This window comes from Burkholderia sp. Ac-20392, from assembly GCF_017104585.1.
Taxonomy (GTDB): Bacteria; Pseudomonadota; Gammaproteobacteria; order Burkholderiales; family Burkholderiaceae; genus Burkholderia; species Burkholderia lata.
This window is the reverse complement of sequence record NZ_JAAGPB010001196.1, coordinates 1-202: the sequence shown is the minus strand read 5'-3', so window position 1 is coordinate 202 and position 202 is coordinate 1. Positions and strand designations below refer to the sequence as shown.

Annotated in this window: 1 pseudogene; it reads left to right on the top strand. The window is 70.8% G+C overall.

The annotated features are described in order from the left end of the window. Positions 1-202 (top strand): annotated as a pseudogene (locus tag G3N99_RS41570) (methyl-accepting chemotaxis protein); the annotation flags it as partial.

Below are 202 nucleotides of genomic sequence, written 5' to 3'. Positions count from 1 at the left end.
CAGGTGCGCAACAGCTCCGCCGACATCGCGCGCGGCACGGTCGACATTGCAGCCGGCAGCGGCGACATCGCCGCGCGGATCGCGACGCAGGCGAGCAGCGTCGAACAGACCGCAGCCAGCATGGAACAGATCACCGCCGCCGTGCAGCAGAGCGCCGAGCACGCAGCGCAAGCCAATGCGCTGGTCGCGGACGCGTCAGAGC